Source organism: Nonomuraea sp. MG754425 (assembly GCF_021699195.1).
Lineage (GTDB): Bacteria > Actinomycetota > Actinomycetes > Streptosporangiales > Streptosporangiaceae > Nonomuraea.
Window position 1 is genome coordinate 20,238 of record NZ_SSXE01000061.1, and the last position, 26,618, is coordinate 46,855.

General features: G+C 70.8%; 28 protein-coding genes and 1 pseudogene. 14 read left to right on the top strand and 15 right to left on the bottom strand.

Annotated elements, in window-relative coordinates; translation table 11 throughout:
* Window positions 1-22: 22 nt before the first annotated feature.
* Window positions 23-1,369 carry an NERD domain-containing protein kinase family protein gene (locus tag FAF44_RS21755; protein WP_237105063.1) on the top strand — a complete coding sequence of 449 codons (1,347 nt, stop codon included), beginning with the start codon at window positions 23-25 and terminating at the stop codon, window positions 1,367-1,369.
* Window positions 1,370-1,409: 40 nt separating this feature from the next.
* On the opposite strand, the gene FAF44_RS55870 is transcribed toward FAF44_RS21755, so the two are convergent.
* Entirely contained in the window at window positions 1,410-2,213 is an 804-nt protein-coding gene (locus tag FAF44_RS55870; protein WP_237105064.1) for an FKBP-type peptidyl-prolyl cis-trans isomerase, read from the bottom strand.
* Between the two features lie 93 nt (window positions 2,214-2,306).
* Between FAF44_RS55870 and FAF44_RS21765 the strand changes: the two genes are divergently transcribed.
* Window positions 2,307-3,350, top strand: a complete 1,044-nt coding sequence (locus FAF44_RS21765) for a DUF2293 domain-containing protein (RefSeq protein WP_237105065.1) — start codon at window positions 2,307-2,309, stop codon at window positions 3,348-3,350.
* 10 nt (window positions 3,351-3,360) lie between these two features.
* Entirely contained in the window at window positions 3,361-3,732 is a 372-nt protein-coding gene (locus FAF44_RS21770) for an MmcQ/YjbR family DNA-binding protein (RefSeq protein ID WP_237105066.1), read from the top strand.
* A 46-nt stretch (window positions 3,733-3,778) separates the two neighbouring features.
* On the opposite strand, the gene kynU is transcribed toward FAF44_RS21770, so the two are convergent.
* The 4 genes from kynU to FAF44_RS21790 form a co-directional block, all read right to left on the bottom strand.
* Window positions 3,779-4,972: a kynureninase gene (gene kynU / locus FAF44_RS21775; RefSeq protein ID WP_237105067.1), complete on the bottom strand. Its 1,194-nt coding sequence runs from the start codon at window positions 4,970-4,972 to the stop codon at window positions 3,779-3,781.
* Between the two features lie 76 nt (window positions 4,973-5,048).
* Window positions 5,049-5,474, bottom strand: a complete 426-nt coding sequence (locus FAF44_RS21780; protein WP_237105068.1) for a RidA family protein — start codon at window positions 5,472-5,474, stop codon at window positions 5,049-5,051.
* The gene (locus tag FAF44_RS21785) at window positions 5,471-6,268 is read right to left on the bottom strand and encodes a 2-keto-4-pentenoate hydratase (RefSeq protein WP_237105069.1); all 798 of its coding nucleotides are present in this window, start codon (window positions 6,266-6,268) and stop codon (window positions 5,471-5,473) included. Before FAF44_RS21785 ends, FAF44_RS21780 begins: the two co-directional genes overlap by 4 nt.
* Window positions 6,261-7,670, bottom strand: a complete 1,410-nt coding sequence (locus FAF44_RS21790) for an aldehyde dehydrogenase family protein (protein ID WP_237105070.1) — start codon at window positions 7,668-7,670, stop codon at window positions 6,261-6,263. Before FAF44_RS21790 ends, FAF44_RS21785 begins: the two co-directional genes overlap by 8 nt.
* 164 nt (window positions 7,671-7,834) lie before the next feature.
* Between FAF44_RS21790 and FAF44_RS21795 the strand changes: the two genes are divergently transcribed.
* The 4 genes from FAF44_RS21795 to FAF44_RS21810 all read left to right on the top strand — a co-directional run bounded on the left by FAF44_RS21795 (window position 7,835) and on the right by FAF44_RS21810 (window position 10,425).
* A complete protein-coding gene (locus FAF44_RS21795) occupies window positions 7,835-8,554 on the top strand; it encodes a dienelactone hydrolase family protein (RefSeq protein WP_237105071.1) in 720 nt (239 codons plus the stop codon).
* A 56-nt stretch (window positions 8,555-8,610) separates the two neighbouring features.
* A complete protein-coding gene (locus FAF44_RS21800) occupies window positions 8,611-9,165 on the top strand; it encodes a VanZ family protein (RefSeq protein WP_237105072.1) in 555 nt (184 codons plus the stop codon).
* A gap of 141 nt (window positions 9,166-9,306) precedes the next feature.
* On the top strand, window positions 9,307-10,059 hold the full coding sequence (locus FAF44_RS21805; protein ID WP_237105073.1) for a GntR family transcriptional regulator: 753 nt from the start codon (window positions 9,307-9,309) through the stop codon (window positions 10,057-10,059).
* A 123-nt stretch (window positions 10,060-10,182) separates the two neighbouring features.
* Window positions 10,183-10,425 carry a hypothetical protein gene (locus tag FAF44_RS21810; RefSeq protein WP_237105074.1) on the top strand — a complete coding sequence of 81 codons (243 nt, stop codon included), beginning with the start codon at window positions 10,183-10,185 and terminating at the stop codon, window positions 10,423-10,425.
* A gap of 414 nt (window positions 10,426-10,839) precedes the next feature.
* Here FAF44_RS21810 and FAF44_RS21815 read toward each other — a convergent pair whose 3' ends face one another.
* Window positions 10,840-11,916: a hypothetical protein gene (locus FAF44_RS21815; protein WP_237105075.1), complete on the bottom strand. Its 1,077-nt coding sequence runs from the start codon at window positions 11,914-11,916 to the stop codon at window positions 10,840-10,842.
* Window positions 11,917-12,056: 140 nt separating this feature from the next.
* Between FAF44_RS21815 and FAF44_RS21820 the strand changes: the two genes are divergently transcribed.
* Window positions 12,057-12,587 carry a gamma carbonic anhydrase family protein gene (locus tag FAF44_RS21820; protein ID WP_237105076.1) on the top strand — a complete coding sequence of 177 codons (531 nt, stop codon included), beginning with the start codon at window positions 12,057-12,059 and terminating at the stop codon, window positions 12,585-12,587.
* On the opposite strand, the gene FAF44_RS21825 is transcribed toward FAF44_RS21820, so the two are convergent.
* Window positions 12,559-13,383 carry a hypothetical protein gene (locus FAF44_RS21825; protein WP_237105077.1) on the bottom strand — a complete coding sequence of 275 codons (825 nt, stop codon included), beginning with the start codon at window positions 13,381-13,383 and terminating at the stop codon, window positions 12,559-12,561. The two genes, FAF44_RS21820 and FAF44_RS21825, sit on opposite strands and share 29 nt — an antisense overlap.
* 131 nt (window positions 13,384-13,514) lie before the next feature.
* Between FAF44_RS21825 and FAF44_RS21830 the strand changes: the two genes are divergently transcribed.
* On the top strand, window positions 13,515-14,831 hold the full coding sequence (locus FAF44_RS21830) for a hypothetical protein (RefSeq protein ID WP_237105078.1): 1,317 nt from the start codon (window positions 13,515-13,517) through the stop codon (window positions 14,829-14,831).
* Window positions 14,832-15,346: 515 nt separating this feature from the next.
* On the opposite strand, the gene FAF44_RS21835 is transcribed toward FAF44_RS21830, so the two are convergent.
* From FAF44_RS21835 to FAF44_RS21865, 7 genes are all read right to left on the bottom strand, one after another.
* Window positions 15,347-15,628, bottom strand: a complete 282-nt coding sequence (locus FAF44_RS21835) for a metal-sensitive transcriptional regulator (RefSeq protein ID WP_080044376.1) — start codon at window positions 15,626-15,628, stop codon at window positions 15,347-15,349.
* Between the two features lie 56 nt (window positions 15,629-15,684).
* Window positions 15,685-16,752 (bottom strand): glycosyltransferase, encoded by a 1,068-nt coding sequence (locus FAF44_RS21840; protein WP_237105079.1) that lies wholly within the window; start codon window positions 16,750-16,752, stop codon window positions 15,685-15,687.
* Window positions 16,749-17,543, bottom strand: a complete 795-nt coding sequence (locus FAF44_RS21845) for a hypothetical protein (RefSeq protein WP_237105089.1) — start codon at window positions 17,541-17,543, stop codon at window positions 16,749-16,751. The genes FAF44_RS21840 and FAF44_RS21845 overlap by 4 nt, the downstream gene beginning before the upstream one ends.
* Before the next feature lie 147 nt (window positions 17,544-17,690).
* Window positions 17,691-19,796, bottom strand: coding sequence for a (Fe-S)-binding protein (locus FAF44_RS21850; RefSeq protein ID WP_237105080.1), 2,106 nt, complete (start codon window positions 19,794-19,796; stop codon window positions 17,691-17,693).
* A gap of 137 nt (window positions 19,797-19,933) precedes the next feature.
* Window positions 19,934-20,515 (bottom strand): TetR family transcriptional regulator, encoded by a 582-nt coding sequence (locus FAF44_RS21855; RefSeq protein ID WP_237105081.1) that lies wholly within the window; start codon window positions 20,513-20,515, stop codon window positions 19,934-19,936.
* Window positions 20,512-21,285: a class I SAM-dependent methyltransferase gene (locus tag FAF44_RS21860; RefSeq protein ID WP_237105082.1), complete on the bottom strand. Its 774-nt coding sequence runs from the start codon at window positions 21,283-21,285 to the stop codon at window positions 20,512-20,514. The genes FAF44_RS21855 and FAF44_RS21860 overlap by 4 nt, the downstream gene beginning before the upstream one ends.
* Window positions 21,282-22,091 carry a sugar phosphate isomerase/epimerase gene (locus tag FAF44_RS21865; RefSeq protein ID WP_237105083.1) on the bottom strand — a complete coding sequence of 270 codons (810 nt, stop codon included), beginning with the start codon at window positions 22,089-22,091 and terminating at the stop codon, window positions 21,282-21,284. Before FAF44_RS21865 ends, FAF44_RS21860 begins: the two co-directional genes overlap by 4 nt.
* A 56-nt stretch (window positions 22,092-22,147) precedes the next feature.
* Between FAF44_RS21865 and FAF44_RS21870 the strand changes: the two genes are divergently transcribed.
* From FAF44_RS21870 to disA, 5 genes are all read left to right on the top strand, one after another.
* Complete coding sequence (locus tag FAF44_RS21870; RefSeq protein ID WP_237105084.1) at window positions 22,148-22,846, top strand: class I SAM-dependent methyltransferase; 699 nt, start codon at window positions 22,148-22,150, stop codon at window positions 22,844-22,846.
* Window positions 22,847-22,892: 46 nt separating this feature from the next.
* Window positions 22,893-23,261 carry a MerR family transcriptional regulator gene (locus FAF44_RS21875; RefSeq protein WP_237105085.1) on the top strand — a complete coding sequence of 123 codons (369 nt, stop codon included), beginning with the start codon at window positions 22,893-22,895 and terminating at the stop codon, window positions 23,259-23,261.
* A 2-nt stretch (window positions 23,262-23,263) separates the two neighbouring features.
* On the top strand, window positions 23,264-23,569 hold the full coding sequence (gene trxA, locus FAF44_RS21880) for a thioredoxin (protein ID WP_237105086.1): 306 nt from the start codon (window positions 23,264-23,266) through the stop codon (window positions 23,567-23,569).
* A 79-nt stretch (window positions 23,570-23,648) separates the two neighbouring features.
* The gene (radA, locus tag FAF44_RS21885; RefSeq protein WP_237105087.1) at window positions 23,649-25,055 is read left to right on the top strand and encodes a DNA repair protein RadA; all 1,407 of its coding nucleotides are present in this window, start codon (window positions 23,649-23,651) and stop codon (window positions 25,053-25,055) included.
* A 39-nt stretch (window positions 25,056-25,094) separates the two neighbouring features.
* Complete coding sequence (gene disA / locus FAF44_RS21890) at window positions 25,095-26,171, top strand: DNA integrity scanning diadenylate cyclase DisA (protein WP_237105088.1); 1,077 nt, start codon at window positions 25,095-25,097, stop codon at window positions 26,169-26,171.
* Between the two features lie 10 nt (window positions 26,172-26,181).
* Here the strand turns inward: disA and FAF44_RS21895 are convergent.
* Window positions 26,182-26,618, bottom strand: a pseudogene (locus FAF44_RS21895) (hypothetical protein); the annotation flags it as partial.

The window sequence follows — 26,618 nt, forward strand, 5'->3', positions numbered from 1 at the left end:
CCGTCATGGAAGGATAGACGGCATGGCAGAGATCGTCGGCGGGGGACGTCCGGTCAACGACGCCGAACGGCGCGTGATCGCGTATCTCCGTGACCACGCGCCCGCCGACTGGCTGCTGCTGCACAACGTCGAGGTGCCACGCGGCAACGACATCTTCGAGGTCGACCTGATCGTGCTCACCGGCCACGCGCTCGTGGTGGTCGACGTGAAGGGCACCCGGGGGCGCATCGAGGTGTCGGGCACGCGCTGGTTCCCGCCGCGCAGGGAGGCGTTCGGGTCGCCGGTGACCAAGCTGCGGGGCACCGCGAAGGCGCTCAAGGGGCTGCTGGTGTCCAGGGCCACCCAGCTCGAACGCGTCTACGTCGACAGCCTGGTCGTGCTCACCTCGCCCGACGCCTCGCTGGTCGACCCGGTGGGGCGCGACGCGGCCCACGTCACCGACCTGCCGGGGCTGCTGGCCACGCTGGGCGACGTCTCGCGGGTCAGGCGCGGGTGCAGCCCCGACGTCAGGCCGTACCTCACCGCGATCCTCGACGCGCTCAACCAGGCCGTGCGCCGCAGCACCGCGCCGCCCAGGTTCGGCAACTGGGAGGTCGAGGAGCAACTCGGCGGCGACTCCAAGGTCACCGAATACCGCGCGTTCAACGCCACGCTGCCGGGCAGCGAGACCGTGCTGCTGCGGGTCTACCAGGCCGACCCGCTGGCCGACCACGAGTCGCGGGCGGCCGAGCGGCAGCGCATCGCCAACGCGTACCAGACGCTGGCCCGCATCCCGCCGCACCCGTGCGTGGTGCGCTCGCGCGACTTCTTCGCCATCGACGACGAGAGCCGGTTCGTGCTGGTGCTCGACGACGTGCACGGCGAGGCGCTGCACCTGGCGCTGGGCAAGGGCGCGCCGCTCGGCGTGATCCAGGACCTGCTGCGCGGGCTGGCGCACGCGCACGCCAACGGCGTGGTGCACCGGGCGCTCACCCCGGCCGCCGTGCTGGTCACCGACGGCGGCCACGCGGTGCTGACCGGCTTCGACTACGCCAAGCCGGGGCCGCGCAACTACACGGTGGCCCACGAACTGGGCAACGTGCTCGACGCCGCGTACGTGGCGCCCGAGTGCCACGAGCGCCCCGGCCAGATGACGACGGCCTCCGACGTGTACGCGGCCGGGGTCATCTCCTACCAGCTCCTGACCGGGCAGTTGCCGACCAGCGGCGACGCCCAGGGGCCCGAGGTGCCGGAGGTGGTGCGGCACATGCTCGACCACTCCCCCGCCAAGCGGCCCTCGGCGGCCGAGGCGCTCGACATGCTGCGGGCCGCGCCCGTCCAGGTGTCGCGGCTGCGGCGGTTCGTCCGCCGCATCGTGTCGCGGCCGTGATCGTCCGGCCGGGTGCCGGACGGCGCGCGGGCCACCCGGCCTACGCGGGCGTGATCGTGTCGAGGATGTCGATCACGTACAACGTCGGCCGCTCGCCGGGCGACGGCACCGCCACCCGGCTGCCGACCCGCCGACCGGCCAGCTCGACGACCCAGGCCGCCGGCACCGACCCCGCTTCGAGGGTGAACGCGCTGGGGCCGCCTCTCCGGTAGGAGGAGTCCACGACGGTCCGCGCCGGCCAGGACTCGGCCACGTACTGGATGACCACCTTCGACCCCGCGACGACCTCGGGGCCCGACCCGTCGATCAGGGTGCGCGCGGGCCCGGCGGGGGTGAGGTCGGCCGGGACGACGGGCAGCGTGCGGCCGACGAGGCGGGCGTCGGGCGGGTAGCCGCCCAGGATGTCGAAGACGAGCACCAGCGTGTCGGCGGGCGCCAGGCCGGTCAGCGGCACGTTCGGCCCCGTGGCCTCCCTGGCCGGGCTGACCAGCATGACGCGGGTGCCGGCCGGCCGCCCGATGAGCGACTGCCGCCACGTCTCCGACACCTGCCGCCCGTCGAAGACGACCGTCGTGGGCTGGTTGCCGTCGTAGGTGCTCAGGTACGGCCGGTTGCCCGACCAGCGCCGGATGTCCACGTCGGCGAGCACCACGTCGCCGGGCACCGTACGCCGTCCGCTGCCCATCGACAGCACCGTGATGCGCGGTGTGTGCCCCGGCCGGCCGTTGGGAATGGCGACGGTCGGCCTGCTGCCGAATCTTCCCGTCACGACGGGTTGCGTGCCCTCCTCCGCCACCCCGCACGAGGCGGTGAGCAGGAGCAGGGCAGGCCAGAAGAGACGCACGATGTCCTCCAGGGCGATGTCCAGAGGTGTTACTTGCCACAAGAGGCAAAAGGAAAGCGTCCGGACGTGCCATCTCACGACAAACTTGGGACCGTGAGTAAGCCCAACCTGGCGCGTCGGGTCGCGGAGGCGGCCGAGATCGCGCTGACCACCCGCAAGTACGTGACCTTCATCGACGTGGTGACCGGCCTGCGCTGGCTGCACTCCCGGCACGTGGACACCTGGCGGCAGGGCCGGGCGGCCACGCTGTCCGAACTGGCGGCCGTGGACGAGGACCGCCTGCTCGCCGCGGCCGGCCTGCTGCGCGACTGGGCGCGGGACAAGGGGCTCCGGCCGGTGGACACCCCCTACGTGGCCGGCACCCGCGACCGCCGCGAGCTGCGTTTCACGGCCGGGCACGGGCAGGAGCCGTTCCGGATGCACTGGTTGTCGCCCGACCTGAGCGAGGCCAGGGTGCGCCGGCTCACCGAGGCGCAGAGCAAGGCGCCCGACCTGGTGGCGGTGGCCCCGCTGGACGCGTGGACGTGCGCGTCCTGCGGCGACACCGGGCCGTACCTGATCATGGAGGACGACCGGCCCCACTGCCTGACCTGCGCGGACCTGGACCACCTGGTGTTCCTGCCGTCGGGCAACGCGGCGCTCAGCCGCCGGGCCAAGCAGGAGAGCGGGCTGGCTGCCGTGGTCGTGCGGTACAACCGGCGGCGCAAGGTCTACCAGCGGATGGGCCTGCTGGTGGAGGACGCCGCGCTGGCCGCGGCCGAGGAGCGCTGCCTGGCCGACGAGGACGTGCGGGAGTTGCGCCGCGAGCGCGACCGCGTACGCCGGGCGGAGCAGGACGTCGAGTACCAGGCCGCGATGGCCGCGCAGATCGCCCGGCTGTTCCCCGGCTGCCCCGAGCCGCGCGCGCGGGAGATCGCCGAGCACGCCGGCCAGCGCGGCAGCGGCCGGGTGGGCAGGACGGCGGCGGCCAGGGCGCTCGACGAGAACGCCATCACGCTCGCCGTGATCGCCTCGATCCGGCACCTCGACACCGACTACGACAACCTGCTCATGTCCGGCGTCCCGCGGATGGAGGCCCGCGAACGCATCAAGGCCACTATCGAACGCAAGCTCGAAGAGTTCCGCCGGCCGGGTTAGGGTCGGAGGCATGAGCGACTGGCACGACGTGAGGGAAGAGCTGCGCACGTTCGCGCTCGGCCTGCCCGAGACCCACCAGGACCACCCCTGGGGCGAGACGGTCATCAAGGTCGGCAAGAAGGTCTTCCTGTTCCTCGGCCTCGACGAGCCGACCGAGAAGTGGGATCCCACGTTCGGCGTGAAGCTGCTGTCGGAGGCGCACGGCCACGCGCTGACCGTCGAGGGCGCCCGGCCCAGCGGCCACGGGCTGGGGCGGGCGGGCTGGGTGACCGTGCCGCTGGTGTCGGAGCTGCCGGAGACCGAGGTGCTGCTCGACTGGGTCGAGGAGAGCTACCGGGCCATCGCCCCGAAACGAGCGATCAACCAACTCGACCTCACCTGACGGCTCCGACGGTTCTGGCGGCTCAGGTGACGGCTCAGGTGACGGCTCAGGTGACGGCCAGGCGGGTGGTGTAGCGCTCGTCCCGCCACAGCTCCTTGTCCAGCACCTCCAGCAGCGTGGCCGCGGCGTCGTACACGTCGGTGTAGCCGATGTAGAGCGGCGCGAAGCCGAACCTGAGGATGTCGGGCGCGCGGAAGTCCCCGTGCACGCCCCGGTCGATCAGCGCCCGCATCACGGGGTAGCCGTCGGGGTGGCGCAGGGAGAGCTGGCTGCCACGGGCCGCCGGGTCGGCGGGCGAGGCCAGCTCCAGCCGGTCGCCCACCAGCTCCGCGAACAGCTCGCCCAGCGCCATGCTCTTGGCCCTGACCTGCGCCATCGGCACCCGCTCCCACACGTCGAGCGCGGCCTCCAGCGCCGCGAACGACAACACGTGCGGGGTGCCCACCGCGAAGCGCCGCACCCCTTCGGCCGGACGGTAACCCGTCTCGAATGCGAACGGCTCGGCGTGGCCGTGCCAGCCGGGCAGCACGTTCGCGGCGGCGGCCTGGTGGCGCGGGTTGACGTAGAGGAACGCGGGCGCCCCCGGCCCGGCGTTCAGATACTTGTACGTGCACCCGACCGCGAAGTCCGCCCCCGAGACGTCCACCTCCATGGCCCCCACGCTGTGGCACACGTCCCACACGATGAGCGCCCCCGCCGCGTGCGCCGCGGCGGTGACGGCGGGCACGTCCTGGCGGGCTCCGGTGCGGTAGTCCACCTCCGACAGCAGCACCACGGCCGCGTCGTCGAAGCGCCGCTCGGCCAGGTCGCGCAGTTCGTAGTCGCCGAGCAGCCCGGCCAGCCCCTGCACCATGTAGTGGTCGGTGGGGAAGTTGCGGGTGTCGGAGACGATCACGCGCCGCTCCGGCCGCAGCCGCAGCGCCGCGGCCACAGCCTGGAAGACCGCGATCGAGGTGGTGTTGCCCACCACGACCTGGCCGGGGCCCGCGCCGATCAGCGGGGCGATCCGGTCGCCGGCGGTGAGCGGCTGGTCGTACCAGCCCGCGTGGTTCCAGCCGCCGACGAGCTGTCTGCCCCACTCGTCCTCGACGGTCCGGCGCACCCGCTCGGCGGTGCGGCGGGGCAGCGCGCCGAGCGAGTTGCCGACGAGGTAGATCACGCCCTCCGGCAGCTCGAACTCGTCCTTGAACTCCCGCAGCGGGTCCTCGGCGTCGAGGGCTGCGCACTGGTCGCGATCCAAGGTCGGCTCCCGTTCACGGAGGGATGGCTCACGCCATTGTCGTACCCCTGGGCATACCGGTCCCGCACCGGGGGGATCAGGATCGTTCCTGCGGATGGTAGGCGACGGCCTGCATCTCGATGAGGAGGTGCGGGTGCGGGAGCTGGTGCACCGCCACCGTGGCCCTGGTGGGGCCCTCCTCGTCGAAGAACTCGGCGTAGACCTCGTTGTAGCCCTTGAAGTCGTTCATGCTCACCAGGTAAGCGGTGATCTGCACCAGATCGGCCAGCGAGCCGCCGGCGGCCTTGAGGATGTCGCCGATGTTCTCGATGACCGCCCTGGTCTGGGCGCGGATGTCCAGGCTCGGCACGCCGTACGGGTCCACCTCGACGCCCACGAACGTGTCGTCGGTGCGGCGGCAACTCGTGCCCGAGACGTACAGGAAGTCACCGGCCCGCTTGACGTGCGGGAACCTCCCCCTCGGTACGGCCTTGCCGGGCACGCGCATGGCCCTGGGCCTCACTTCCCGAACACCGCCCGCACCGAGCCGAGGCCCTCGATCCGCGCCTCGAACTCGTCACCCGGCTCGACGGGCACCACCGGGCCGAGCGCGCCGGTCAGCACCACGTCGCCGGCCCGCAGCGCGTACTGTGTGCGGCCCAGCCGGGTGGCCAGCCAGACGGCGGCGTTGAGCGGGTGGCCCAGGCACGCCTCGCCCGAACCGGTCGAGACCTCCTCCCCGCCGCGGGTCATCGTCATCCGCGCCGCCCGCAGGTCGAGCCCGGCCAGTGGCACGGGGGTGCCGCCGAGCACGTACGCGCCGGCCGAGGCGTTGTCGGCGATCGTGTCGGTCAGCGTGATGTCCCAGCCGGCGATCCGCGAGTCGGCGATCTCGATGGCCGGCAGCGCGAACTCCACCGCCCTGATCACGTCGGCCACCGTGAACGGCCCGCCCTCCAGGTCGTGGCCGAGCACGAGCGCGATCTCGGCCTCGGCCCGCGGCTGGAGGAGCCGGTCGAGCGGGATCGGCAGCCCGTCGCCGTGGCAGGCGTCGGCGAACAACATGCCGAAGTCCGGCTGGTCGACGCCGAGTTGCCGCTGAACCGCCGGGTTGGTCAGGCCGATCTTCCGGCCGGCGAGCCGCCGCCCGGCGTCGATCGCCGCTCTCGTGTTGATCTCCTGCACGGCGTACGCGTCGGCGACCGTGCCCACCAGGTCCCTGATCGGCGCGCAGGGCCGGCCCGAACGCGCCGCCGTGGCCAGCCGGTCGGCCGCCTGGGCACGCGCGTCCACTGCCTGGGACCATTCGTCATACATCGGGTTGCTCCAGTTTGATGGTGATCGTGGTGGGCTCGGAGTAGAAGTCGAGCGAGCGGGCGCCGCCCTCCCTGCCGATCCCCGACAGTTTCATGCCGCCGAACGGGGTTCGCAGATCCCGCAGGTACCACGTGTTGACCCAGACGAGCCCGGCCTCCAGCCGCTGCGCCACCCGGTGGGCGCGGTCGAGGTTCGTGGTCCACAACGTGGCGGCCAGGCCGTAGTCGCTGCCGTTGGCCAGGTCGAGGGCCTCGGCCTCGCTGTCGAAGGGCGTGACATGGCACACGGGACCGAAAATCTCTTCTCTATTGAACCTCGACCATTCCGACAAGCCTGTCACTACTGTCGGTTCCACGAAATATCCAGAATCGCGATGGTCACCGAACACGGGGACACCGCCGCCTGCGAGCACCTTGGCCCCCTCCGAGCGGGCCAAGGCGAAGTACGAGAGCACCCTCTCGCGATGCTCCGCCGAGATCATGGGCTGGGGCTCCACCTCCTGCGCGCGGACGGCCAGCCGGGCGCAGAAGTCCTCGAAGATCGAGCGGTGCACGTACAGGCGCTCGGTGCACAGGCACACCTGGCCGCCGTTGGTGAAGGCCGACTTGACCGTGCCCTCCACCGCCTTGTCGATCTGGCAGTCCTCGAAGACCAGGCCGGCGTTCTTGCCGCCCAGCTCGAACGAGATCGGCTTGACCCGGTCGGCCACCGTCCGCATGATCGCCGCGCCCGTCTGGGTGGAGCCGGTGAACGTCACGGCGTCCACACCGGGGTGCTCGACCAGGAGCTGCCCGGAGGCCCCGTACCCGAAGATGATGTTGACCACGCCGGGCGGAAGGCCGGCCTCGGCGCAGATCTCCGCGAACACGGCGGCCGAGCTGGGCGTCTGCTCCGACGGCTTGACCACGACCGTGTTGCCCGAGACGAGGGCGGGGGCCAGCTTCCAGGTCATCAGCAGGAACGGCAGGTTCCACGGGACGATCGCCGCGACCACGCCGAGCGGCCTGCGCACGGTGTAGCTGAGCAGGCCCGACAGGTGGAAGGCGTCCTCGGGGCGCTGGGCGGCGATCTCGGCGAAGGCGCGGAAGTTGGCGATGCCCCGGGGGATGTCGAGGGTGCGGGTCAGGTCGAGCGGCTTGCCCGTGTCGGCGACCTCGGCCGCCACCAGGTCGTCGAAGCGGGCCTCGACGCCCTCGGCCAGGCGTCGCATCCACCCGGCGCGCTCACCGACCGTCAGCGCCGCCCAGTCGCGCGCCGCCTCCCGCGCCGCCCGCACCGCCCGGTCCACCACCTCCGGGTCGGCCTCGTGGACCTGCTGGACCACCGCGCCCGTGACCGGATCGTGGACGGGGAACACCTTGCCCGCGGCCACCGGCTGGCCACCGATGAAATGGGTCAACACCACAGTCTCCTCATCTCTGCCTCGCTTCCCGGTATAGATCGCGACCAGGTCGCTGTACAGATCGTTGTGCCGCTCGGAGACGATCGGGTGTTCCGGGGACACGGAACCTCCGATCGCGTCGTCGCGCCCGATCGCGGCGTGCGCCATGCGCGATGCTGGTGGACATGCGAACCCGTACAGACCGAATCACCGCCCACGACGGCACCTTCGACGTGCACGTATGGCTGCCCGACTCCGGCTCCGGCCCCGGCGTCCTGCTGGTGCAGGAGATCTACGGCGTGGGCCCGTACCTGGACAAGGTCGCCGCCGACCTGGCCTCCCGCGGCTATGTGGTGGCCGCGCCCGACCTGTTCTGGCGGCTGCGTCCGAACTGGGTGGCCGAGCACACGCCGGAGGGCACGCGGGCCGCGCTCGAGTTTTCGGAGGACTTCGACCTCGCGCACGGGGTGGCCGACTGCGCGCTCACGGTGGCCCACCTGAGCGCGCTGCCCGAGGTGAGCGGTCCGGCGGGCGGGGGCCGGGTCGGGGCGCTGGGCTTCTGCCTGGGCGGCTCGGTGGCCTACATGCTGGCCACCCAGCTCGAACTGGCCGCGGTGCTGTCGTTCTACGGCTCGGCGGTGCCCGACGCGACGGGGCTGATGGAGCGCATCCAGGCGCCGCTGCTGCTGGTGTTCGGGGGGAGCGATCCGTACATCCCGCGCGAGCGGGTGGCCGTCGTCGAGAAGGCCGCCGAGCACCGGCCGAACGTGGTCATGTACGTCGAGGAGGAGGCCGGGCACGCCTTCCACAACAGTGAGTCGCCGATGTTCCACCAGCCGGAGCCGGCGCGGCGGGCCTGGGAGGTGGCCACCGCGTTCCTGGACGAGCACCTGCCCGCCCGGTGAGACCTGTCCGATCGGACAGCTTCCGGTACCCCTAGATCGACCGCCATCATGAGCGGATGGCGCGGACGTGGGAATTGTGGGGAAACGTCATTATTGCTGGTACTTTTGCAGCCCCGGTGGCCTTGCTAGCAATCTTGCTCCTCACTCGCCACCGCGCTCGCGCCGGCTATCCGGCGCCCCTGCGCGCCTCCATCGCCGACGTCGGCATCGTGGCCGGGACCGCTCCGTGGATCTGGATGATCCTCACCCCGGCGGACGGCCCGGCCGGCGTGAACCTGATCCCGTTCGCCGACCTCGCGGACCTGGCGCGAGCGCCGTGGGAAACGGTGTTGGTGCAGGTCGGAGGCAACTTGCTGGTGTTCGCCGCCCTGGGCGCGCTGCTGCCGGTGCGCAGCCCGGCCATGTCCTCGATCGGCCGCGTTGCGGCGCTCTCGGCGGCATTTTCGGTCCTGGTCGAGGTGCTGCAGCACGTACTCCGCCTGGGCCGTTTCTCGTCCGTGGACGACGTCCTGCTCAACACGACAGGTGCGGTGATCTTCGCTTTGGTTACTCGCCGCTGGTGGGCCCGGAACGGTAGCGGCCACGATCGTTCCACGGTTACGGCCCGCTAAAACGCTGCGGAATTCACCACACAGGCACGATCCTCTCAAAATCTGCCCACGACCATGGCTTGCTTCTGTGCGATCGTGGACAAGACGGGGCAAGTTCTCTGGAGACGCCACAACCTGGTTGGTGACAGAGGGTGATCAAAGTTGTCTGAATCCCCGGTACCCCATGAGCCCCCTATCTATCGACGCATCGCCGACGGTCTCCGCGCCCGGATTCAGTCCGGCGAGTTGCGCGACGGGGACCGACTACCGGGCGAGAACGCGCTTATGGCCGAATACGCAATCGCACGAGCCACCGCCAGGCAGGCGCTTGCCGTACTGATCAACGAAGGGCTGGCGGTGCCCAGACGAGGCTCGGGGGTTTACGTGCGGCTGTTCAAACCGATCCGCAGGCACGGCTCACGCCGTCTGTCACGAGAACAGTGGGGTCAGGGACAGGCCATCTGGGACGCCGACACGCGCGGCCGTCCCTTCACGGTGGACGCATTAGAGGTGACGCTGGAGCGGGCCGCCGAGGACGTGGCCGCCGTGCTGGAGAGCGGCGAGGTCTGGGTACGCCGGCGTCGCTACTCGGTCGACACCAGGCCCGTGCAACTGGCCACCTCCTACTTCCCGGCCCGGCTCGTCGAGGGGAGCGCGATCACCGTCCCCGACACCGGCCCTGGTGGCGTCTACGCCAGGCTCGGCGACCTGGGGCTGCCTCCGGCCCACTTCACCGAGGAGGTGAGAGCCCGCATGCCGCAACCGCGCGAGAGCGCGCTGCTCGACCTGCCGGCCGGCACGCCCGTGATCGTCATCGCACGCACCGCGTACACGTCGGGCGGGCTGCCGGTCGAGCTCAACGAGATGGTGCTGGACTCGGCGGCGTACGTACTCCAGTACGACTTCGACGCGTGATTCAAGTGGATCTGTCAAGCGATAGGTTGACCTGTCCATCGCGATCATTGTGTTCTCTAGAGAAGTACCGCATCGTCTAAGGAGATGGAACCTTGCCTGGGGGCCCGGGAGAGGCGGACAGCGATGTTCTTTGATCGGCATCTGGCCGAGATCGCCCGGGAGCACCCCCTGTGGACCATCTGGCGGAGCGACGCGGGCCGCTGGTGGGCCACGAGGCACCATCCGCTGAGCGCGGCGCAGTGCGACGCCGGATGTGCGATGACCATCGACGCGGACGACCCGGACGGCCTGCGCGACCGACTCCGGGACCAGGAAAGACGGACCGGCGAGCCGTTCCCGTGGCGAGCCGGTCCCGCACCACCCTGACGCGGGGTCGTGGAGCGTTCCCCGATCCCGCGTCCACAGACAGCCCGGTGCCGGGTCCAGCGTCTCGGCGGCCCCGGCACCGGGCCTCCAAATCCAGGAGGGGCCACGAACGCGGAAGCCTCCGACCCTATCGGGGGCGGGGGCTTCCGCCCACCCGCCCGGCCGCCCCACGGGGCCGGCCCGTGGCGGGTGGCATCGCTCGGCTCCGCCCTGGTGGCCGAGGTCACGACGACGCCGACCTCGGCCGGAAACGTTCAGGAGGGGGACGCCAGGGCGGCGCGGCCAGCCGGTCGCGCCGTCTTCTGGCGTACCGCGCGAGTCACGGCGCTCGCATCGGGCGGGCCGGACACACGACGGGGCCCGCCATGACGGCGGACCCCGGCAGGTGCGGAAACGGCCTGGCTCGGCCGAGTACTACTTGTGGGCCTCCGAGAGCCGGACGATGTTCACATCCGTGTCGTCCGAAACGACGCCCTCCCGCTTCGGCGCCGGCTCGGCCGCGTCGTCCTTGACGATGACGCGCACGGTCCGCTCGGGGTCCTCGATCTCCTGCGGCGCCACCGGCTCGGGCTGAGCCGCCGCTTCGGGCTGGTCGGGCTGCTCCGGGGCTTCCGCAGGCTCGGCAGGAACAGCGGGGGCGGCCGGTCCGCCCTGCTGGGGCGGTGCGATCGCCTCGGGGACCAGCGGACCGGCGTTCGACTCGGCCCGCATGAGGTCGCCGAGCACCGATCCGATCTCCGTCAGCCGCCGCACCACCTCGGTGTGCGTGTTGCTGAGGTACTCGACCCGTCGTCCCGCCTGCTCGTCGAGCGCGGCGGTGCGCTGGCGGGCGGTGGTCAGCATGGTCTCGGCCTCGTTGTGCGCTCCGCCGAGCACCTGCTCGGCCTGCACGCTCGCGGACTGCATCAACTGCTCGGCCTCGGTCCGGGCGCCGGTGACCATGCGCTCGGCCTCGGCCCTGGCCTCCCTGACGGTCTCCTCGGCCTCGGCGCGGGCGGAGGAGAGCTGCTCCTCGGAGTCGCTGCCGGCCTGGGCCAGCATGCGCTCGGCGGCCTGCGTGGCCTCGCCCACCCGCCGTTCGGCCTCGGCCTGGGAGGAGGTGAGGATCTTGTCGGCGGTCTCGCGGGCTGAGGTGACGAGCCGTTCGGACTCGTTCTTGGCGCTCTCGCGCACACCGGCGGCCTCGGTCTCGGCGTCCTCGCGCTTGGCCGCGGCCTCCTCCTCTCCGAGCCGGAGGATCTGCGCGAGCCGAGGGCTGAGGTCTTCGTAGCTCTGCGGCGTCTCGACCATGCGCCGCCTGGCCTCGGCCAGCTCGATGCGGCCCTGCTCTGCCTGCTCGATGGCCCGTGCCAGCCGCTCTTCCAGGTCCCTTGTCTGGTTACGGGTGCGGATGATGTAGTCGTGAACCTGGCGGCGGTTGTAGCCGCGCATCACGACCTCGAAGGTGTCCTCTTGCATCAGATCGGGAATGCTCTCGTGCTGGTTCATCATGGCGATTACCTAGGGGTCTTTGCGTGAGGCGGGGGAAAACTGCGGTTGGTGAGGGTCTGGCAACGGGACGTCAGGAAACGACTTTCCTGCCATCTGCCCACGTCCGCAACCCGAACGCCATACCCCGAGCGGGAATTACGATGTCTCGAATGTACATAGCAGCGTTGGACAACGGCGCGGTCCCGGACATACACCCCGAAGCGTACATAGCTCCTGGCGCCGTCGTGGTCGGCGACGTGCGGATCGGCCGGGCGTCCAGCATCTGGTACGGCTCCGTGCTCCGCGGTGACGACGAACGGATCGAGATCGGCGCGGAGTGCAACGTGCAGGACCTGTCGTGCCTGCACGCCGACCCGGGCGAGCCCGCGATCCTGGAGGACCGCGTCAGCCTGGGCCACAAGGCCATGGTCCACGGCGCCCACGTGGAGTCCGGCGCGCTGATCGGCATCGGGGCGATCGTGCTCGGCGGCGCCCGCGTCGGCGCGGGCACGCTGGTGGCCGCCGGAGCCCTCGTGGGCCCCGGCAAGAAGATCCCGGCGGGCGTGCTGGTCGCGGGCGTGCCGGGCAAGATCGTGCGCGAGCTGACCGACGACGACCGCGACTCCTTCGCGCGCACGCCGGACAACTACATGGCCAAGGCGCTCAGGCACCGGCAGGCGTCATCGCTTTGATCAGGACCTCGTCCGACACCGACGCCGTGTTGAGCGGGTCGGCGTACTCGGGCAGCTCCGGCCTCAGGAAGCGGACGAAGTCGACCGTGAGCTTGAGGTCGGGCGTGCCCTTGACCTGCTTGGCGTTGCCCTTGGTGGCGTCCTTCTTGAGCGTGTTGTAGCTGTCCCAGTCGGTGTAGGCGGTCACGCCCCACTGGAGCACGTCGGGCAGGTTGGACGGCCAGCGCTGGCCCACCTTCCAGGTGCCCTTGTCCTCCTTGTACATGGCCACGAACACCCGGCCGACCCGGGCCAGCGCGAGATCCACCCAGCCGCTCTTGACGGTGATCTCCTTGGGCTTGGAGCTGCCGTCCTGGGTGTACTTCGCCTCCACCTGGCCGCTCTTGTCTGCCGTGCCGGTGGTGACCGAGACCCAGTTGGGCTTGGCGTACGAGCCGGGCTGGCGGGCCATCAGCCCGCCGAGCGAGAACTTCCGCTTGGGCCGGCCCCCACTCCTGCCCTCGACCTTGACCCGGGCGTGCATGACGATGTCGCCCGCGAGCTCCTGGTACACGAAGGGCCCGCGGAAGCCGTCGAACCAGGCCGATACGTTGGGCTCCAGGTACATCGAGCCCTTGACGGTGTCGTTCACGTCGAACGTGCTGAGCCGGTCGACGTCCTTCTCGGTCTGGCTGAGCTTGGTCCACATCTTCAGGTCGGCCGCGTCGTCGAACTCGGTGGACGCCTCGCCCACCTCCCCGCCGGGCACGGGCGGGGTGGCGTTCTGCAGCGTGAGCACGCCGGGTCCAGTGGGCACCGGCTGCGCCACGGGTGTCGTACCGCAACCGGAGAGCACGCTTACGACCACCAACGTCCCTGCTGCCTTCGCCCTCATAGCGGATATTCTGCCGTGAAATGGCGATGGATGATCCGAGTACGCCCAGTACGATGACCGCCGTGCCACCCTGGGATGCGTTCACCGCCGCAGAGGCGGAGGTCCGCGCGATGGTCGCGGACCCGCGCTGGGCCGGGCTTTCCCTGCCCGATCGTGCCCACGTCCTGGCCGCCCGAATTCTGGTGACCCCAGATGGCGATCGCTGGCTCTACGGCAGGCACGCGCGCTGGCACCTGCTCGACCCCGCCGACGGCCGCTGGCGGCCGGCGCCGCCGCCGCGGGCCGAGCGGGCCCGCCGTGGCGCGCACGCCGCGCCCGCCCTGCCGGAGGCCGTCGTGCCGCCCGGCCACGACTTCCACGCCGAGCCGGGCTCCACCCAGTCGTTCATCGGCCCCGACGTACCCGAGCGCCTCACCGAGCAGGTCAGGCAGCTCGTCCGCGCCGGCGGGCGCAAGTCGGAGCTGGACTACCCGCTGACGGCCTTCGGCGAGATCTTCGCCACCGACGTGCCGAGCACGGTGGCGGCCGTCTGGGGCACGATCATGTGGTGCGCGTACGCGCCCGCCTTCGACGGCAACGAGCGGCTGATCACCATCTTCGGCGAGTACCTGCGCCGCTCGCTGCCGGGCGACGAGTGGGTGCGCTGGCTGCCCGCGCCGCCGCTGCTCGACCTCGTCACGCTGGTGGCCGAGCGGCTGCGGGCCGGTCAGCCGCGGGCCGCGCTCAGGCTGGCCGCCGTGCTGGCGGACACCGCGCAGATCCTGCTCCTCGACACCCGGTTCAGGCCGCGCGCGCTGGCGCTGCTGACGATGGTGGAGCCCATGCTGCGCCGCTCCGCGTTCGAGGACCCGCGGGTGGAGGACGCGGCGATGCGCCAGGAGTGGCTGGAGCGCTGCCCGGCCCGCCTGCGCCTGGCCCTGCTCGTGGAGAACGACCCCGAGGGGCACTTCACCCACACCCTCTACGACCTCGTGGAGGCCCTGTCGTTCATGCCGGACCCGCGGGCGGCCGCGGCCTCGTTCCTGGCCGACCTGTCCGACTCCGGAGGGGCGCTGCCGGGGCGGCTGGACCACCGGCTGCGGATGGCGTACGAGGAGTTGCGGCACGCCGGGCTCACGGGGACGTCCGCGGCCGAGACGACGCAGCCCGAGGGCTTCCCCGTCCGGACGAGCGAGGCCCTGCCGACGCTGGAGGTGGCGCCGCCGGACCGGGGCAGCGCGGCGGCGGTGCTCGGGGCCGCGTACGCGACGGGGCTGGCGTGGGGCCGGCTGACGGGGGCCAGGATGCCGGAGCGGGGGCTCGCGGGGCAGTCGGCACTCGTGCGTAAGATCGTTCATGAACGCGACGATCGCCACACAGGCCACGCGTAAACCACTAATACCGCTATTTCCCTCTTACCCCTCCTATAGCGTTCCAACGCTCTAGATAACAGTAAATTCGCTGAATTGTGATCTCGGGTTCGGGAAATGATCCCGGCGGGGCCCCCGAGGCGCGCAAAGGAATGACTCCGATGGGCCATGTCGCCGGATGGACCTCCGCCGTAACCTCGTAGAGGGTGTGGGCTGCGGAAGGAAGGACGACGCGGTGGGGCACGATGACCTGGACTCTCGGGTCCACGACCGTGTCGCGTTGGACGAGATTGCGCTCTACGCCGAGGTGCTCACCGCCGTGGCAGTCAGCGAGCGGCGGCTGACCTTGGACGAACTCGACGACGCGCTCGGATTGCGGACTTCGGCGAGTCGCTGAAGAACCGACTCGATTACCAAGACCCCGGGGACCTAGTTCCCGGGGTTTCACATAACTAGTCAATCCGCGACTGGATCATCCGACCAACGGATGAGGGGCCGCGAGAAGCGGGCTAGCCTCCGGCCGCCCCGCACGTGGCTCAGGAGCGCACCAGGCGGGCGATCGCGGCCGACGCCTCCTTCACCTTCGCCTCGGCCTCGGGGCCGCCGGTGTTGATCGCGTCGGCGACGCAGTGGGAGATGTGCTCCTCCAGCAGGCCCAGCGCGACCGCCTGGAGGGCCCGGGTCGCCGCGGAGACCTGGGTGAGCACGTCGATGCAGTAGGCATCGTCGTCGACCATGCGCTGCAGACCCCTGATCTGGCCCTCGATTCGCCGCAGGCGCGTCAGATATGCCTGCTTGTCTCCGCTGTACCCATGCATGGCTCTACGGTACCCGTAAGGAGTATGACCGGCCCCGGCCGACGGACGGCGGAAAGCTAGCGGAGATCGGCGATGAGCTTCTCCCACTGCTCGGCCACCTCGTCGGCCGAGTGCCGCACCGCGGTGTCGAGCGCGCCGGCCGCCAGCGAGCGCCGCCTGCGCTCGTCGTCGATCAGCGCCAGCAGCGCCGCCGCGAACAGGTGCGGGTCGCCCTCCGACTCGGGCACCAGCACCCCGTTGTAGCCCGTCGCCACGAAGTCCCTGGGCCCTTTGGCGCTCTCGGAGGCCACCACGGGCACCCCGCACCCCATGGCCTCCAGCAGCGTCATGCCCAGGTCCTCGCTGCGCGAGGTGGTGGCCACGATCGAAGCCTTGGCGAACTCCCCCGCCAGGTCGGACGTGGTGCCCATGAAGTAGACGTGGTTGTGCAGGTTGAGGTCGCGCACGAGCGAGCGCAGGCGGCGCTCCTCGGGGCCGCCGCCGTACAGGCGCAGCCGCCAGTCGGGCCGCTTGTCCGCCACGATCGCGAACGACCTGATCAGCCGGTCGTACGCCTTCACCGGCACCCACCGGCCACCGGCGGCCACGATCCGGTTGTCCATCCGCGAGCGCGGCCACGGGCCGCCCGGCAGCGCGTCCAGCACGCTGTGCACGACGGGCGCGCCCCCGAGCAGGGTGCTCCACTCCTCCTGCGCCGTCTCCGTGGCCGTCACGACGGCGCTCAGGCGCGGGTAGAAGCGCTTGACCGGCCCCGGCACGATCGGCCGGCTCCACTCGCGGGCGATCCTGATGGTGTCGCGCGGCGCGTGCCTGGCCGCCTGGACGCCGATCCCCGGCCTGGTCGTGATGAGGACGTCGGAGGTGAGGTTGCGCAGCACCCGCCACAGAGCCACCTCGGTGCGCACCTGCCCGCGCGGCAGCAGGTGCCTGACCCCGGGCCGGGCGTCGACCACGCTGCGCATGCTCACCTTGGGGCCGACGGGGAAGAACGGTTTCTCCTTCTGCCGCCTGACGCTGATCACCTCGACGTCGTGCCGCTCGGCGAGCGCGGTGGCCAGGTTCAGCGTGGCCCGCACGTCGCCCCGCATGGCGTACGCCGAGGCGAGGACCAGGCTGACCTTCATCCCCCGACCTCGATCCGCAACTCGTCGTCGGCGGTGTAGCAGGGTTTGATCAGCACGCCGTCCACCCGGGCCGAGGGATAGTGCAGCCGGCGTCGCTTGCCGTCGACGTCGTCGAGCCGCGAGCCCAGCCGCAGCGACGTGGCCACGCCCTCCACCCGCAGCGCGGGCTCCCACGTGCCGGCGCCCTCCGGGTCGGCGGCGAGCACGTCCACGAGCGACACGGCGGCGTGGAAACGCACCCCCTGCACGGTGGCGGTGGCCCGCAGGCGGGCTCCGGTCTGCCGGCGCTCCAGGGTCAGCGCGGCCTCGTGGCGCGAGTCGTCGTCGTCGAGGCCGGTGTAGGCCAGCAGGCCCATCACCTCGAAGCGGCCCTCCCTGAACCAGATGGAGCGCACCTCGGCCACCGGCTCGGCGTCGGAGATCTTCAGCGCGAGGAAGCCGTTGCGGGTGCGGTACGAGCGGTAGGCCAGCGTGCGCCGGCACAATGCATACGCGTCGAGATGGTCGAGCGAGAACCCCGGATCGACGCTGCGCAGCCGGCTGCGCTTGCCGTCGTGGCGCAGATAGGCGTCCCAGCGGCCGGCGCTGAGCTCCAGCGGCGCGAGCGAGACCGCCAGCGTGGCTTCGCGGGCCCGTACGCCTGAACTGCCTAGCAGCACGTCGCGTTCCACCCCCGTGGTGCGATGCCGGAGAACGAGTTCGGTGCCGTCCGCCAATGCTTCGTCGATGGCGAGTCGGAGGGAGAGCACATCGGCCAGGGTGACTTCGGCGTCCATGACGACGACGCCCATCACGAGCCCCCTCCCCGTCGAATAAGGCCATGCGACGTTGAGGTTACCGTGATTTTCCCGTTATGTGGATGCTGGATTTCTTCCGATCACACCCGTTGACAGGCGAAACTCCTCCACAACGGGTGTGGAGGAGTCCGACATCTCCTGTCAGGACCCGCCCTTGACGGACTTGATCAGAAGCTGGGCCACGTCCACGACTTCGAGCGACTCCTTGGCCTCGCCGTTGTTCTTCTTCTCGTTGATGGCGTCGCCCAGCATCACCATGCAGAACGGGCAGGCGGTGGAGACGGTGTCGGGATCGGTGGTCAGCGCCTCGTCCACGCGCTCGGTGTTGATGCGCTTGCCGATGCGCTCCTCCATCCACATGCGCGCGCCGCCGGCGCCGCAGCAGAAGCCGCGGTCCTTGTGGCGGTGCATCTCCTGCGTCTGCACGCCGGGGACCTTCGACATGATGTCGCGCGGCTGGGAGTACACCTTGTTGTGGCGGCCGAGGAAACACGGGTCGTGGTAGGTGATCTTCTCCTCGATCGGCGTGATCGGGGTGAGCAGGCCCTCGTCCACCAGCTTCGACAGGAGCTGGGTGTGGTGCACGACCTCGTACGTGCCGCCGAGCTGCGGATACTCGTTCGCCAGCGTGTTGAAGCAGTGGGGGCAGGTGGCCACGATCTTCTTGACGCCGGCCTCGTTGAGCGTCTCGATGTTCTGCTGGGCCAGCATGTTGAACAGGTACTCCATGCCCAGGCGGCGCGCCGGGTCGCCGGTGCACGCCTCCATCGGGCCGAGCACCGCGAACTTCACGCCCGCGATGTGCAGCAGCTCCGCGACGGCCTTCGTGGTGCGCTTGGCCCGGTCTTCGAGCGCGCCCGCGCAGCCCACCCAGAACAGGTACTCGGTGCCCTCGGGCATCTTGTCCTCGACGAGCTCGACCTCGAAGTCGAGCTCCTCGATCCAGTCGGCCCGCTTCATCTCGGACACGCCCCACGGGTTGCCCTTGTTCTCCAGGTTCTTCACCATCACCCCCGCCTCGGACGGGAACGACGACTCCACCATGACCTGGTAGCGGCGCATGTCGAGGATGTGGTCGATGTGCTCGATGTCCACCGGGCACTGCTCGACGCAGGCGCCGCAGTTGGTGCACGACCACAGCACGTCGGGGTGGATCACGCCGTCCTCGCCGACCAGCGGCTTGTCCAGGAGCGCGAGCACGTCGGTGTCCTTGTGCTCGACGCCCGCCTGCGCCGCCAGCAGGTACGGGGCCACCTTGAAGGCGTGGTCGCGCTGGTCGAGGATGAGCATCTTCGGCGACAGCGGCTTGTCGGTGTTCCAGGCCGGGCACTGCGACTGGCAGCGTCCGCACTCGGTGCAGGAGTAGAAGTCGAGGAAGCCCTTCCAGGTGGTGTCGGCGATCTTGCCGCGGCCGAGCCGCTCGGGGTCGAGGTCCTCGTCCTCGAAGTCGACCGTCTTGCCGTCCACCCGCATCTCGGACGCGGCCCCCAGGCCGTCGGGGCGGCGCGAGAAGAGCACGTTGAGCGGGGCGGTGAAGATGTGCAGGTGCTTGGAGTTCACCACGATGACCAGGAACACCAGCATGAAGCCGATGTGCAGGAGCAGCGCGATCTCCTCCAGCACCGTGCTGTGCGGCAGCACGTCGCCGATCGCCAGCGAGACGAACGCGCCCGAGGAGTACGGGAAGTTGCCGTTGGCCGCCGCCGCGCCCCTGGCCAGGAACAACGTCCAGATGATGTTGAAGATCATGAACAGGACGAGCCACGCGCCGCCGAGGTGCGAGCCGGAGAAGCGCGAGTCGCGGCCCAGCGACTTGGGCGAGTTCTTGACGCGGATGACGGCGAAGGCGACCAGGCCGAGCAGGCACGCCACCGCGATGAAGTCCTGGAGGAAGCCGAGCACGGCCCAGGTGCCGACGATCGGGATGTGGAAGTCGGGCGTGCCGGTGATCGCCCCCTGGACGATCGCGCCGTACGCCTCGATGTAGACGGTCAGCAGGATGAAGAACGCCCACATGACGAAGAAGTGCGCGATGCCCGACGGCGTCCACTTGAGCAGCTTCTTCTGCCCGAGCACCTCGACGAGCTGTGCCTTGATCTCGTCTCCGGCGTGAGTTCTGGCATATTCGGTCCGCTCGGGCGCGGGCGGGCCGACGGTGGCGAGCTTGTACAGGAACATGGCCCTGCGGCCGGCCACGGCCACCGCGGCGACGGTCATGACGAGCCCGATGACGGCTACCCAGAGCACGGGGTCCTCCCACAGACGACGTTGCTGTCAGCGTACGGTCACCCGTTGCGCAGGCATGCAAGACAATCCTACCCACGAGTAACTTTACTGGGTTACGCGACATACCCTATGGTCATCGCCATCTCCAGAACAATGCTCTATCCCGTGAAGTACCTCTGGACCGTGGGCGCCAGCAGCTCCACCAACTCCTCGGGGCTCGCGCTGGCCAGCGGCTCCAGCTTCAGCACGTAACGTGCCATGACCACGCCGAACATCTGCGCGAAGGCCGCCTCGATCCGCAGATACGGCACCTCGAGCCGGTCGGCCACCTGGTAGAGCAGCGCGTTGGTGAGGAACTCCCGGAACATCCCGACCACCTGGTCGTTGGTCATGGCCGAGCGGATCAGCGCCACCAGCGGCTCGCGGGTCTCCGCCGAGGCCGTGACCCGCAGGATCAGCCGCACCAGCCGCTCGCCGATCTCCTCGCGCGGCCCGTCGACCAGCAGCGGGACGATATCCCGCGGCCCCAACGGCAGCTCCATGGCCGCGACGAACATGCCCTCCTTGGTGTCGAAGTAGTGGTGCACCAGAGCCGGATCGACCTGCGCCTCCCGCGCGATGCCGCGCACGGTCGCCTTGTCGAACCCCTTCTCCGCGAACTCCCGCCGCGCCGCCGTGAGGATCTCACCACGCGTGTCGGCCGAGCCCGGCCTGCGCCCAGGCCGTCTCTTCACCGTCACCTACCCACCGCCAGGTAGACCCGCAGCGGCACCGACAGCAGCCCCTCGGGAAACGCCGCGCGCAACTCGGCCCGCCGCGCCCGCACCACCTCGTCCGCACGCTCCGGCGACAGCGCCGCCATGTACGAGTGGGAGCGCAGGTCGAGCAGGAAGTCCTCGATGCCGATCAAGCGCGTCCAGGGGATCCAGCGCTCCTCGATCACCTCGAAGGCCGCGGCGATCGGCGGCACCGACCACTGCTCCACGGCCGGGCCCCAGTAGCCGGGCACCTCCGCCGCCAGCCGGGCCTCGTGGGCGGCCAGCCAGTCGGCCTGCGCCGCGTGGTTGAGGTTCCAGCAGCCCGCGATGACGCCCCCCGGCCGCAGCACCCGCCGGGCCTCACCGATCGAGGACGCCGGGTCGAGCCAGTGCCACGACTGGGCGTAGGTCACCAGGTCGGCCACCCCGTCGGCCAGCGGCAGCGCGTTGCCGTCGGCCAGCACGGCCCCGAGGCGCGGGCCGCCGGGGCCCGTGGTCTTGGCGACCAGGCGGGCCAGCATCGCCTCCCCCGGGTCCACCGCGATGACGTGGGAGCCGCGCGCCCGCAGCGCGTGGGTCAGGATGCCGGTGCCCGCGCCGACGTCCACCGTGGTCGCGCCGTCGAGGTCGATGCCGGACACCTCGGTCAGCGCGCGGTACACGTCGTCGGGATAGCTGGGCCGGGCCGCGTCGTAGGCGTCGGCGACGCGGTCGAAGCCCCTGCCCAGGTCCTTGATGGGTCCGGTGCTCATGTGGACGCCGCCAGGTGCAGCCGGGCGAAGGCCAGCCCCTCCGCCAGATCGTCGATGCGCTCGGTCCTGCTGGCCGCCTTGCGGGTGTTGACCTCCAGCACCACCAGCCCGGAGTAGCCGGTGCCGGCCAGGCGTTCCAGTATCGGCGCGCACGGCTGGTTGCCCCGGCCCGGCACCAGATGCTCGTCCTTGTTGGACACGCCCAGACCGTCGGCCAGGTGCAGGTGCGCGAGCCGGTCGCCGAGCTTGACGGCCATCTCCATGGCGTCGGAGCCCGACACGGCGGTGTGCGACAGGTCCAGCGTCACCTGCGGGAAGGCGTGGTCGACCGGGTTCCAGTCAGGTGAGTAGGGCACCACGTCGTTGCCCCTGGCCCGCAGCGGGAACATGTTCTCCACCGCGAACGTGACATCGGTCTCATCCCGCATCCTGGCAAGTCCGTTCTCGAAGTCACGGGCGTAGTCACGCTGCCAGCGGAACGGCGGATGGACCACGACCGTGGACGCGCCCAGGCGTTCGGCCGCCTTCTGGGCCTTGACCAGCTTTGCCCACGGGTCGCGGCCCCAAACCCGCTGGGTGACCAGCAGGCAGGGCGCGTGGATGGCCAGCACCGGCACCTGGTAGTGGCCGGACAGACGCTCGATCACGTCGATGTCCTGGCTCACCGGGTCGGCGCCGACCATGATCTCGACGCCGTCGTAACCCAGGCGCGCGGCCAGCTCGAACGCGTCAGGAGTGCGTTCCGGATATACCGAGGCGGTGGACAATGCGATCTTCGCATTGGGCACGCGGATGACATCAGCCACGCTGCCAGCCTAAGCCGGGGAAGCCGATATGGCGCGTCAGCCCCTAGCGTTGGGACATGACACGGATAGCGAAAGGTGCCATCCCAAGCCCGAACATCTGGAACACGCCCCAGATCTACGAGCTGGAGAACCGCGCCGTCGACCCCGACGGCGCGGCCGACGCGGCGATGCGCGCCCTGCGCCCCTGGGACGGCGCCACCGTGCTCGACATCGGCTGCGGCACCGGCTACCACCTGCCGGTCCTGGCCGCCGAGGCGTCCCGCGTGATCGGCGTGGAACCGCACGGCGACCTGGCCGGCCTGGCCCGCCGCCGCTGCGCGGGGCTGCCCAACGTGACCGTGCACGCCGCCGCGGCCCAGGACCTGCCGCTTCCCGACGCCGCGGTGGACGTCGCCATGGCGCGCTGGGCGTACTTCTTCGGGCCCGGCTGCGAGCCCGGCCTGCGCGAGCTGTCACGGGTCGTACGGCGCGGCGGCGCGGCCTTCGTCGTGGACCTCGACGCCACGCGGGGCTCGTTCGGCCGGTGGTTCTCGCACACCGTGCCGACGTACTCGGCCCGCGAGGTGGAGGCGTTCTGGGACCGGCACGGGTGGCAGCGCAAGGAGCTTGACCTGCGCATGACCTTCCGGCAGCGGGCCGACCTGGAGGCGGTGCTGCGCATCGAGTTCACGCCCGAGGTCGCCGAGCGGGCCATCGCCGAGACGCCCGGCCTGGAGCTGCCGTACCCGAACGTGCTGCGCTGGCGGCACTTCTGAGCCCGCGCTTGACCTTGACATGGGCGTCAACGTTTACCTTGGACGCATGCGCATCGGTGAGCTGGCGGAACGCACCGGAGTGAGCACCCGCTCGCTCCGGTACTACGAACAGCACGGGTTGCTACGGGCCGGCCGCGCCTCCAACGGCTACCGCACCTACGGCGAGGACGACGTCAGGCTGGTCTCCGAGATCCGGGCCCTGCTCCAGATCGGCTTCACGCTGGAGGAGACCCGCCCGTTCGTCGACTGCCTGCGCCGGGGGCACAGCACGGGCGGCTCCTGCGCCGAGTCGGTCGAGGTCTACGAGCGCAAGCTCGGCGAGATCGACCGGGAGATCCGCACGCTGCTCGCCCGCCGCGCCGAGGTCGCCGCCCAGCTCGCCCAGGCGTGCCCAGGCTGCTTTGTGAAGGGATGATCATGATCACGTTGACGACCGGCAACTTCGAGGAGCAGGTGCTCAAGAGCGACAAGCCGATCCTGGTCGACTTCTGGGCCGAGTGGTGCGGGCCGTGCCGGATGGTGGCCCCCGTGCTGGAACAGATCGAGTCCGAGTACGACCTGACGATCGGCAAGCTGAACACCGACGAGAACCCCGAGATCATGGCCCGCTACGGGGTGATGGGGATCCCGACGCTGCTGCTGTTCGAGAACGGCGAGCCGGTCAAGCAGGTCGTGGGCGCCAAGCCGAAGCGGCTGCTGGTCTCGGCGCTCGGCCTGGAGTAGGTCCCGCCGTCCGGATTCCCCGCGCGGTGCGACCGCCGCGTCTCGAGGATTGTCGGCCCCGGACGCTAGCCTGCTCCGCATGGCCAAGACTGCCCAGAAGCCTGGATACCGCTGCACCGAATGCGGATGGCGCACCACCAAATGGGTCGGCAGGTGCGGAGAGTGCCAGACGTGGGGCACGGTCGACGAAGAGGGCGCCCGCGCGGGCGTCAACGTCGTGCAGGCGGGGGCCACCACCGCGCCGGCCCTGCCCATCGGCCAGGTCAAGGCCGAGGTGGCGACCGCCCGCACCACGGGGGTCTCCGAGCTCGACCGGGTGCTCGGCGGCGGCCTGGTGCCGGGCGCGGTGGTGCTGCTCGCGGGCGAGCCGGGCATCGGCAAGTCCACGCTGTTGCTGGAGGCCGCGGCGCGCATCGCCGAGCGCGCGACCGTCCTCTACGTCACCGGCGAGGAGTCGGCGGCCCAGGTGCGCCTGCGGGCCGACCGCATCGGCGCGATCCAGGACCAGCTCTACCTCGCGGCGGAGACCGAGCTGTCGGCCCTGGTGGGCCACGTGGAGAAGGTCCAGCCGCGGCTGCTCGTCGTCGACTCCGTCCAGACGATCGGCTCGGCGCAGGCCACCGGCGTGCCCGGCGGGGTCACTCAGGTGCGCGAGGTGGCGGCCAACCTCGTGCGCCTGGCCAAGGAGCGCAACATGGCCACCGTCCTCGTCGGTCACGTCACCAAGGAAGGCTCCATCGCCGGCCCCCGCACGCTGGAGCACCTGGTCGACGTCGTGCTCAGCTTCGAGGGCGACCGCCACTCCAGGCTCCGGATGGTCCGCGCGATCAAGAACCGGTTCGGCCCCACCGACGAGATCGGCTGCTTCGACCTGCACGAGCGCGGCATCGAGGGCATCACCGACCCGAGCGGGCTGTTCGTCTCCCGGCGCAGCGAGCCGGTGCCCGGCACCTGCGTCACCGTCACCGTCGAGGGCACCCGGCCGCTGCCCGCCGAGGTGCAGGCCCTGGTCGCCCGCACCGACGCGCAGCAGCCCCGGCGCACCTCCTCCGGCCTCGACACCTACCGCGTGCAGATGGTCCTCGCGGTCCTGGAGCGCCGGCTCAACGCCCGCCTCGGCGGCTGCGACGTGTTCACCGCCACCGTCGGCGGCATCAAGCTGGCCGATCCGGCCGTCGATCTTTCCGTCATGCTCGCCGTCGCCAGCGCCGCCGGCGACAAACCGCTGCCCCCGGGGCTGGTGGCGCTGGGCGAAGTGGGCCTGGCGGGCGAGTTGCGGCCGGTGAAAGACGTGCGCCGGCGGCTCACCGAGGCGGCCAGGCTGGGCTTCAAGCGCGCCCTCGTGCCCGCCGGATCGCTCGAGGAGCCCGGCCGCAGACGCGGCGGCCAGCGCGCCCTGGTGCCGGTGGGGCCGGTGGCGTTCGCACCCGGCTTCGAGGTGCTGCAGGCGGAGAACGTCTGGGACGCTCTCACACACGTAACATAGCGCGGCTAAGCTGAGGTGACCGATCGACACGGGGGTCAGGTGGATAGGAGTCTTGACGACCGCCGTCGCGAAGCCCTGGCCGCTGTGGCGCCGGGCACACCTCTGCGCGACGGCCTGGAGCGGATCCTGCGCGGGCAGACCGGCGGGCTCATCGTGCTCGGCTACAACAAGGTCGTCGAAGAGGTCTGCAGCGGCGGCTTCACGCTCGACGTCGACTTCTCGGCCACCCGCCTGCGCGAACTGGCCAAGATGGACGGCGCCATCGTGCTGAGCGGCGACCACAAGATCGTCCGCGCCGCCGTGCACCTCGTCCCCGACCCCGCCATCCCCACCGACGAGTCCGGCACCCGCCACCGCACCGCCCAGCGCGTGGCCAGGCAGACCGGCCTGCCGATCATCGCCATCAGCAAGTCGATGCGCATCATCGCCCTCTACCTCGACGGCATCCGCTACGTCATGGAGGAGTCGGCGGCCATCCTGTCCAAGGCCAACCAGGCGCTGGCCACCCTCGAGCGCTACAAGCACCGCCTCGACGAGGTGTCCGGCACCCTGTCGGCGCTGGAGATCGAAGACCTCGTCACGGTCAGGGATGTCGCCGCCGTCGCGCAGCGCCTGGAAATGGTCCGCCGCATCTCCGACGAGATCAAGGGCTACGTCGTCGAACTCGGCACCGACGGCCGCCTGCTGTCCCTGCAACTGGACGAACTGGTCGCCGGCGTCGACTCCGAGCGCGAACTCGTCATCCGCGACTACCTCCCGGCCCCGGCCGGCCGCCGCCAGCGACGCCTCCTGGAGGCCCTGCACGAGCTGGACGAACTCTCGGGCAACCAACTCCTCGACCTGGCGGCGGTGGCCCATGTCCTGGGCCACAACGGCGCCGACCAGCTCGACATCCCGGTCAGCCCGCGGGGTTTCCGCCTGCTGGCCAAGGTGCCCCGCCTGCCCGCCACGGTCGTCGACCGGCTCGTCAACCACTTCGGCGGCCTGCAGAAACTCCTGGCGGCCAGCATCGACGACCTGCAGGCGGTGGGCGGGGTCGGCGAGTCCCGCGCCCGCAGCGTCCGCGAGGGCCTGTCCCGCCTCGCCGAATCGTCCATCCTCGAACGTTACGTCTGACCCCGAGCCTCTAACGCAGGTGGAAGACGCCCTTGTCGGTGCGCATCTTCCCCATGCGCGCCGCGACCACGTACGTCCCGGGCAGCGCCGCCGTACGGGTGGAGCGGCAGTCGGAGCTGGAACGCCGCCGGTCCCACTCCAGCGACCGCACGTACGGCACCCCTCGCTGCAGTTGCCTGACGTCCGTCCCCTCGCCGCTCACGCAGTCGGCCGTGGACCAGATGCGGTCGGCGCCCGACGTGATCCGGATCTCCATGGCCCGCGGCCCCACGTCGGCCGTGCACATCACCGAACCCGTGTTCACCAGCGTGACCAGGAACGTGGGATGGGAGCCGCCCGCGTAGATCTGCGCCTTGCCGCCCTGGAGGCTGAGGACGAGGTCCTGCTGGGTGCACGGCTCCCCCGGGCGCTTGGGGCGCGGCGAGGGGGTGCTCTTCGGGGAGGGGG